This is a genomic window from Burkholderia anthina (assembly GCF_902498995.1).
Classification (GTDB): Bacteria; Pseudomonadota; Gammaproteobacteria; order Burkholderiales; family Burkholderiaceae; genus Burkholderia; species Burkholderia anthina.
The window spans coordinates 119,643-127,883 of record NZ_CABVLY010000024.1; the positions used below are offsets into that span (position 1 = coordinate 119,643).

The 8,241-nt window shown below is 68.1% G+C and carries 6 protein-coding genes and 1 pseudogene; 3 read left to right on the top strand and 4 right to left on the bottom strand.

Annotated elements, in window-relative coordinates; genetic code table 11:
* The first annotated feature begins 173 nt into the window (after window positions 1-173).
* The 3 genes from BME24068_RS26990 to gor all read left to right on the top strand — a co-directional run bounded on the left by BME24068_RS26990 (window position 174) and on the right by gor (window position 3,504).
* Window positions 174-1,295, top strand: a complete 1,122-nt coding sequence (locus BME24068_RS26990) for a porin (protein ID WP_096508518.1) — start codon at window positions 174-176, stop codon at window positions 1,293-1,295.
* Window positions 1,296-1,668: 373 nt separating this feature from the next.
* On the top strand, window positions 1,669-1,896 hold the full coding sequence (locus BME24068_RS26995; RefSeq protein WP_096508526.1) for a hypothetical protein: 228 nt from the start codon (window positions 1,669-1,671) through the stop codon (window positions 1,894-1,896).
* 252 nt (window positions 1,897-2,148) lie between these two features.
* Window positions 2,149-3,504, top strand: a complete 1,356-nt coding sequence (gor, locus tag BME24068_RS27000) for a glutathione-disulfide reductase (RefSeq protein WP_096508519.1) — start codon at window positions 2,149-2,151, stop codon at window positions 3,502-3,504.
* 79 nt (window positions 3,505-3,583) lie between these two features.
* Here the strand turns inward: gor and BME24068_RS27005 are convergent, their stop codons facing one another.
* From BME24068_RS27005 to BME24068_RS27020, 4 genes and pseudogenes are all read right to left on the bottom strand, one after another.
* Window positions 3,584-4,885 (bottom strand): NAD(P)/FAD-dependent oxidoreductase, encoded by a 1,302-nt coding sequence (locus BME24068_RS27005; RefSeq protein ID WP_096508520.1) that lies wholly within the window; start codon window positions 4,883-4,885, stop codon window positions 3,584-3,586.
* A 61-nt stretch (window positions 4,886-4,946) separates the two neighbouring features.
* A complete protein-coding gene (locus tag BME24068_RS27010) occupies window positions 4,947-6,251 on the bottom strand; it encodes an NAD(P)/FAD-dependent oxidoreductase (RefSeq protein ID WP_174927913.1) in 1,305 nt (434 codons plus the stop codon).
* Between the two features lie 112 nt (window positions 6,252-6,363).
* A complete protein-coding gene (locus tag BME24068_RS27015; RefSeq protein ID WP_174927914.1) occupies window positions 6,364-7,941 on the bottom strand; it encodes a DUF3138 family protein in 1,578 nt (525 codons plus the stop codon).
* Window positions 7,942-8,043: 102 nt separating this feature from the next.
* A pseudogene (locus BME24068_RS27020) lies at window positions 8,044-8,241 on the bottom strand (putrescine ABC transporter permease PotI); the annotation flags it as partial.

Sequence of the window (8,241 nt, forward strand, 5' to 3'; positions counted from 1 at the left end):
GAAACGTTGTTCCAGGGCGACAGTCGCGCATTACCGGGCATTTCAATTTCTTTCAGCACGTGCACTCGTCTTATGATTCTGCCCACATCGCGTGCGCCATGAGCGTCCGCGATCGCCACCCGGCTGCGCACGCGGCCGGCCATGAATGGAGACACCTACAAAAAGGAAAGCTCATGAAGCAGACCACTCGACTCGCAGCCATCGCAGGGGGCGCGGCCCTGGCCTTCGCCAGCCAGTACGCAGCAGCACAAAGCTCGGTCACGCTGTGGGGCGTCGCCGACGCCAGCATCCGTTACCTGACCAACGCAAACGCCAAGAACGACGGCCTGCTGTCGATGACCAACGGCGCGATCACCAACAGCCGCTTCGGCATCTACGGCACGGAAGACCTCGGCGGCGGCCTGAAGGCCCTGTTCAACCTGGAAAGCGGCGTGAACCTGCAGAACGGCGCATTCGCCGACAGCGGCCGCCTGTTCAACCGCGCAGCGTACGTCGGCCTGCAGAGCCCGTACGGCACGGTGACCCTCGGCCGCCAGAAGACGCCGCTGTTCGACCTGCTGTCGGACACCTACGATCCTCTGACGGTCGGTAACTACCTCGAAAACGCATGGCTGCCGGTCGCGCTGGGCGGCGGTCTGTATGCGGACAACCAGATCAAGTACACCGGCAAGTTCGCGGGCCTGACCGCGAAGGTGATGTACTCGACGGGCACCAACTACGAATCGACCGGCGCGGGCGGCTTCTCGGGCCAGATCCCGGGCTCGCTCGGCAAGGGCAATGCGTGGGGCGTGTCGGTGTCGTACGTGACGGGTCCGCTCAGCATCGCGGCCGGCGCGCAGCAAAACAGCGACAACTCCGCGCGCAAGCAGACGATCTACCACGCGAACGTCGTGTACGCGTTCAGCAAGGCGAAGGTCTATGCGGGCTACCTGCGCTCGAAGGACGACACCGGTTTCGTCGACAGCCTGCTCGCGCAGCAGTCGATTCCGGTCTCGAAGGGCACGGGCCGGATCGACGACGGTCCGTTCGCGGGCGTGAGCTGGCAGGTCAGCACGCCGCTGACGCTGACGGGCGCGTTCTACTACGACCACATGCGCAATGCGATGACCGCGAACGGCACGCTCGCGAGCGGCAACCGCTACGCGATCGTCGGTATCGCCGAATACGCGCTGAGCAAGCGCACGGAAGTCTACGGCACCGTCGACTTCAACAAGACGAACGGCGCGGCGAACGTCGAGCTGCCGGGTCGCAGCAACCAGACGGGCATCGCGATCGGTCTGCGCAATATCTTCTGACGAACGTCGGCATTCCTGCGCGGGCATCGGCCCGGCGCACCTCGAAGAGGCTCCTGCGGGAGCCTCTTTTTTTCGTCACGCGAGCTTCATGCGCGGGGGCGACTATTCAGCGATCGCTCCATCGGGAAAGGCCGGCCCGTAAGGCATCCGTCGGGATTCCAGAACATACTTTGACAGTGCGCGCGAAGTGTTTCCGCTACGCTGCGTGCAGGGTCCGCCGCGTGCCGCAACGCACGCGCGGACGTCGTTCCGGAGCGCGCGTCGCGTGCGGCCGGCCTGGTGCGTAACTTGTGTATCCGGTGATGACAAACACGGTCTGCCGGTTTTTTTTCGTGGGACGATGCGCTCACGATTTTCTTGAAAGGGGATGACGATGGGTATCCTGAACACCGTGGGTGAAATCGCAGGCGCAGTGGCGGCCGTTGAAGGCGCGGAAAAGCTGGATCCGGATGCGGGCCTGCTGACCAAGGCGGCGGCGGCGGTGGCCGGCTTCAAGGGTGCCGAAGCACTCGAAGGCCTGGTCGAAAAGAAGGATGAGCAGCCCGAACAGGCTGCGGACGATACGCAGGCGACGGACGGCAGCGACACGTCGCAGGCATGAGCATGGCGGCTGGTCCCGCCGAGGGTGCGCGATTCGCGCGCCCGGGCGGACCGGTGCCGCGCGGCCGGCAGGCCGGGCATGTGGTCGATCGGTGACGCATGGCACACCCGGCAGCTGGTTTGACCGGCGAGAGGCGACGTCTCTCGCCGTTTTTTATGGAACGTGCGCCGTGCCGCGCCACGTTCCGCACGAATGCCGGAATCTTGCTATCGTGCCGTCATCCGAACTGCTGAACTACGATGAGGGCTTGCGATGGATTTCGACTACGACCTGTTCGTCATCGGGGCCGGCTCCGGCGGCGTGAGGCTCGCCCGGATGTCGGCGTCATACGGCGCGCGCGTCGGCATAGCGGAAGAAGAGCAGATCGGCGGCACCTGCGTGCTGCGCGGCTGCATTCCGAAGAAGCTGCTCGTCTACGCATCGCATTATCCGCACGAGCTCGAGGACGCGAAGGGCTTCGGCTGGACGTTCGGCGCCGGCACGCTCGACTGGCCCGCGCTGATCGCCGCGAAGGATCGCGAGATCAACCGGCTCAGCGACATCTACATCAACCTGCTGCGGCAATCCGGCGTCGAGATGCACGCGGGACGCGCGACGCTCGTCGACGCGCATACGGTCGCCGTCGGCGATCGCACGATCCGCGCGCGCCACATCGCGATCGCGACCGGTTCGCGCCCGTCGCTGCCGCCGCGGCCCGGCATCGAGCACGTGATCACGTCGCGCGAGGCGCTGTCGCTCGCGAAGCTGCCCGCGCGCATCGCGGTGGTCGGCGGCGGCTATATCGCGGTCGAGTTCGCGGGCATCTTCAACGGTTTCGGCAGCCATGTCGATCTGTTCTATCGCGGTGAAAAAGTCCTGCGCGGCTTCGACGACGACGTGCGGCAATTCCTGACCGACGAGATGACGAAGCAGGGCGTCGCGATCCATGCGCACGCGGTGGTCGAATCGATCGCACGCGCGGACGACGGCACGCTTTCCGTGCGCGTCGGCGATGCGCAGCACGGGCCGTACGACGCGGTGCTCTATGCGACCGGCCGCGTGCCGAACGTCGACGGGCTGGGGCTCGAACGCGCGGGCGTGCTGCTCGATGCGCGCGGCGCGATCGCGGTCGATGCGTATTCGGCGACGTCGGTTGCGTCGATCCATGCGATCGGCGACGTGACGTCGCGGCCGCAGCTCACGCCGGTGGCGACGCGCGACGGCGCGCTGCTCGCGCGGACGCTGTTTGGCGGGGCGCGTGTCGCGGCCGATCACGACGATGTGCCGTCGGCCGTGTTCAGCCAGCCCGAGGTCGCGACGGTCGGCCTGACCGAGGCCGATGCGCGTCGCGTGCACGGCGAGCTCGACATCTACCGCACGTCGTTCAAGGCGCTGCGCCATACGCTGTCGGGCCGCGACGAGCGCACGCTGATGAAGCTCGTCGTCGCGCGCGACAGCCAGCGCGTGATCGGTGCGCACATGGTCGGCCGCGATGCGGGCGAGATCATCCAGGGCATCGCGATCGCGATTCGCGCCGGCGCGACGAAGGCGCAGTTCGACGACACGATCGGCATTCACCCGACCGCGGCCGAGGAGTTCGTGACGATGCGGCAGAAGGTGGCCGACTAGCGCGGCCGCGCCGGCGAACGACGGAATACGGCCGCGGGCGATCGCGGCGGTCTCGCGGCGACACGCCGCGGCGTGTCGCTCAATGCACGCCGAACGCGTCGAGCAGCCGGTACCAGCTCATCGCGAGCACCAGCGCCGGCGTGCGCAGCGCAGCGCCGCCCGGAAAATCGCGATGCCGGATCCGGCCGAACAGGTCGAAGCGGCTCGCCTGCCCGTCGATCGCCTCGGCGATCAGCTTGCCCGCGAGCGCGGTCGTGTTCACGCCGTGTCCCGAGAAGCCCTGCGCGAAATACATCGTCGGGGCGACGCGCCCGAAGTGCGGCGCGCGGTTCATCGTGATGTCGACGAAGCCGCCCCACGCGTAGTCGACCTTCACGTCCGCGAGTTGCGGGAACGTCTTCAGCATGTCCTGCCGCATCGCTTCGGCGAGATTGCGCGGCGGCAGCGTCGAATAGCTGACCTTGCCGCCCCACACGAGCCGCGTGTCGGGCGCCGGCCGGAAATAGTCGAGCACGAAGCGGCTGTCGCAGACGGCCGCGCGCGCGGGCATCAGCGCGGCGGCGCGCGCTTCGCCGAGCGGCTCGGTCGCGATCACGTAGGTGCCGACCGGCATGATCTTCCTCGACAGCGCGGGCGCGAGCGTGCCGACATAGGTGTTGCACGCGAGCACGACGAAGCGCGCGCGCACGTGCCCTCGATCGGTCTCGACGACGTGGCCGCCCGCGACGTCGCGCACGCGCGTCACGCAGCTTTCCTCGTGGATGCGCACGCCGGCGCCGGCCGCCGCGCGTGCGAGGCCGAGCGTGTAGTTCAGCGGATGCAGGTGGCCGCTGTCGGGGTCGTACAGGCCGCCGCGATAGCGCGCCGACTGCACGTAGTCGCCGAGCGCGTCGGCGTCGACGAAATGGAAGCGGTCGTAACCGAAGCGCTTCGCGGCCTCGTCGCGCCAGCGCTTGAGCGAATCGGCGTCGCGCTCGGTGTTCGCGGCGGTCAGGTAGCCGGGCACGAGCGCGCAGTCGATGTCGTGCCGTGCGATGCGCGACTTCACCAGCGACAGCGTTTCGAGCCCCATGTCCCAGATCCGCTTCACGTCGCTTTCCGGCATGAAATGCCCGAACGTGTCGATGTCGCATGCGAAGCCGCCGATCAGCTGGCCGCCGTTGCGCCCGCTCGCCGCCCATCCGACCCGCGACGCCTCGAGCACGGTGACCGAATGGCCTCGCTCGGCGAGGTTGAGCGCGGCCGACAGGCCCGTGAGGCCCGCGCCGATCACGCACACGTCGGCATCGGTCGCGCCGGCGAGCGGTGCATGGCGGGTCGTATCGTTGACGGTCGCCGCGTAGTACGACGCGACGTGCGGCTGGTTGGCGAATGTCTGCATGATGAGGAGAACGGAGAAAGAGGGCTCGGGTCTGTCTGCATATGGAACGCGTAGACAGACCCTAGAACAGCTCGCGCACGCGGTGATACAGCATCCCGAGTTCGAGCGCGGGCTGTCGCCACGCATCGCCGCCGGGAAAGCGCCGGTGGCGCAGCCGGGCGAACAGGTCGAACGCGTGGGTGTCGCCCGCGATCGCGGCGGCGACCGCGCGGCCGGCGATGCCGGTCAGCGCGACGCCGTGTCCGCTGAAGCCCTGGACGTAGAAGAAGTTGGCGTCGAGCGCGCCGAAGTCCGGCGCGCGATTGCGCGTGACGTCGACGAAGCCGCCCCATGCGTGGTCGACACGTACGTCGGCGAGTTGCGGGAACACGCCGACCATGCGCTGCCGGATCGTTTCGGCGAGCGTGCCGGGCGACGCGCCGGCGGAATTCGCGCGACCGCCGAACAGCATCCGGTGGTCGGCCGACAGCCGGAAGTAGTCGAGAAAGAAGTTGTTGTCGCACACCGCTTCGCGCTGCGCGATCAGCGCGTCGGCGCGTGCGCGGCCGAGCGGTTCGGTCGCGATGATGGTCGAGGCGATCGGCGCGATGCGTGCGGCGGTCGCGGCGGGCAGCACGCCGCCTGGGCCCGCGTTGCAGCACGAGACGACGAAACGGCAGCGCACTTCGCCGGACGGCGTGCGCACGACGGGGCGCGTGCCGCGCACGATGTCGAGCGCGGGCGTGTGAGCATGGAGCGCGACGCCTTCGCGGCGCGCGGCATCGGCGAGGCCGAGGCAATACTTGAGCGGATGCAGGTGGCCCGACAGCGGATCGTAGACGCCCGCCAGATAGCGCGTCGACGCGATGCGCGCGCGGATTTCGGCGGTGTCGAGCCACGACAGCGACGGATGGCCCCAGCGCGACGTCGCCGCGTCCATCCAGGCGCGCAGATCGTCGATGCGGCGCGGCTTGGTCGCCACCGTCAGGTAGCCGCGCGTGAAGTCGCAGTCGATGCCGTAGCGCGCGATGCGCTCGGCGATCAGCGCGACGCCGTCGAGCGACAGCGACCATGCGGCGCGCGCGCCGTTCGCGCCGAGCTGCCGCTCGATCACCTCGTCCTTCGCGAACCCCGTGATCGCCTGGCCGCCGTTGCGGCCGGATGCGCCCCAGCCGGGCCGGTGCGCGTCGATCACGGCGACCGACAGCCCGCGTGCCCGGCACTCGAGCGCCGTCGACAGGCCCGCGAAGCCCGCGCCGATCACGCACACGTCGACGTCGATCGTCTCGTCGAGCACAGGATCGTCGGCCAGTGCTCGCGTGGCCGTCGCTTCGTAGTACGAGTCGCGCGCGAGCGCATCGGCGCGGCGGGTGAAAGACTGCGTCATCAAACCGACTCCCTCGAAGACGGCCGGCGCCGGTGCGCGATGCACCGCCCTCCGGCCGGATGAAACGGCGCGGGACGCCGTGCATGCGGCACGGCGTCCCGCGCGGCCAGCGTCAGAACGAGTAGATGAACTGCGTCGCGAGCAGGTCGTTGGACTTGCTGTACGAACCGTCGTTGCGCAGGAACACCTTGTTGTTCGCCCAGTCGTGCCGGTATTCGACCTTCACCGTGATCTGCTGGGTCGGATAGAACAGCAGGTCGAGCGCGACGTCCTGACGGATCGCACCCTTGCAGTCGAAGCCCAGGCCGCCGTTCGCCTTCGACGTCGCGAGACAGTCCGCGTCGACGCCGAAGCCGTTGTACGGATCCATCCCGTTGCCGTTCAGCGCGATGCCGCCGCCGCCGCCGCCGTTCTTGCTGTTGACCAGCGCATCGTAGCGCAGCGTCACGCCCATGCGGCCGACCACCGGCGCGTTGAACTTGCGGTGCGCGAGCAGCGACAGGCCGTACCACTGCGCCAGGCCGCCGTTGTACGCCGCATGCTGCTGCTGGCCGTAGTCGAGCTCCGCGTTGTACTGGATGTCGGCGAGCGTATAGGTGGCGTCGGCTTCCGCGAAGAAGAACGTGCCGTATGCGTTCGGCGCGGCGCCGCCCACACCGTACGACACGTTGCCGGTCGCCGGGTCGATCGCGCTCGGCAGCGTCTGGCGGCCGATGTTGAACGACCCGCCGATGTCGAGCGCGCTCGACCACGTATAGTCCACGCGGCCGGTGAAGGTCGGCACCTTGTTGCTGGTCGTGATCGGATCGCCGAGCGCGTTCGTGCCCGTCTGCGTGACCGAGCCGTACGTGCGGTACTGCTCGTTGCCGACGAAGAACTTCCACGCCCAGTTGCCCTTCGTGTAGTTCGCGCCCGCGCCGATGTAGCTGCCCGGATCCGAGAAGTCGTACAGCAGGTTGTGCGTGAGCGTGAGCATCTGGTTCGACTGCTGCACCTCGTAGCCGCCGAAGCTCGGGATCAGGCCGGCGACGAGCGTCGTCTCGGCGGTGATCGGCACGTTGACGACGGCGGTGTTCAGCAGGTTGTCGGTGATCGAGCCGCGCGAGTTCTGCAGCAGCGTGATGCCGTTGCCGCGGTTCGGCATCAGCGTGATCTCGGCCGACGGCGCCATCGGGCCGACGCCGAAGGTCTTCTTGATGTCGAGGTAGAGGTCGCCGAACGTGCTGTTGAAATAGTTGTACGCGTTCTCGTGGTTCGCGAACAGGAACGACGACGTGCCGGCCGCGCGGTTGTAGATGTAGGTCGGGTCGATGTAGCCCGTCACCGACAGGCCCGCGAGCGGCCCGGTGTTGGCCGCGTCCGTCAGCGAGTCGACCTTCAACTGCTGGTTCGCGATCTGCTGCTTCATGTCGCTGACTTCGTCGTTGGTCAGCGTGGCTTGCGCACGGCCGTAGTCAGGCGACGACGGATCGGCGGCCACGACGGCCGGCTTCGCCGCGGCACCCGTGCCGGCCTGCGCGAGCGGGGCGCCGCCCGGCTTCGCGGCGAACTGCGCCTGCATCGCCTTCATCTGCTTCTGCAGCGCCGCGACCTGCGCCTGCAGCGCCTTGATCTCGGCGGATGTCGAGCCGGCCAGCGCGATGCCCGGCAACGCGCCGGCCACCAGCAGGCAGATCAGTTTCTTCTTCATTGCGGATTCTCCTTGTCGTGCGCCTGTCAATGTGCGTTTTCGGTGGCGCGCCGCATCGCGCGGCGCGCCGGTCTTGTTATCGATGGATAGGAAAGAGGGGATTCAGGCCGCCGCGAACGCCGCCTTCATGTCGGCCACCCGGCGCCGTTCGCGCGCGATCATCGCCTGGTTCACCACGATCACGCCGATCGTCACGGCCGAGATGAACAGCGTCGCCAGCGCGTTCATCTCCGGGTTCAGCCCCAGCCGCACGCGCGAGAACACCACCAGCGGCAGCGTCGTCGACCCCGGCCCGGAGAG

Excerpts from the sequence above, each read along its gene's own strand:
- BME24068_RS26990 (WP_096508518.1), top strand. The coding sequence starts at position 174 with ATGAAGCAGACCACTCGACTCGCAGCCATCGCAGGGGGCGCGGCCCTG.
- BME24068_RS26995 (WP_096508526.1), top strand. The coding sequence starts at position 1,669 with ATGGGTATCCTGAACACCGTGGGTGAAATCGCAGGCGCAGTGGCGGCC.
- gor (WP_096508519.1), top strand. The coding sequence starts at position 2,149 with ATGGATTTCGACTACGACCTGTTCGTCATCGGGGCCGGCTCCGGCGGC.
- BME24068_RS27005 (WP_096508520.1), bottom strand. The coding sequence starts at position 4,885 with ATGCAGACATTCGCCAACCAGCCGCACGTCGCGTCGTACTACGCGGCG.
- BME24068_RS27010 (WP_174927913.1), bottom strand. The coding sequence starts at position 6,251 with ATGACGCAGTCTTTCACCCGCCGCGCCGATGCGCTCGCGCGCGACTCG.
- BME24068_RS27015 (WP_174927914.1), bottom strand. The coding sequence starts at position 7,941 with ATGAAGAAGAAACTGATCTGCCTGCTGGTGGCCGGCGCGTTGCCGGGC.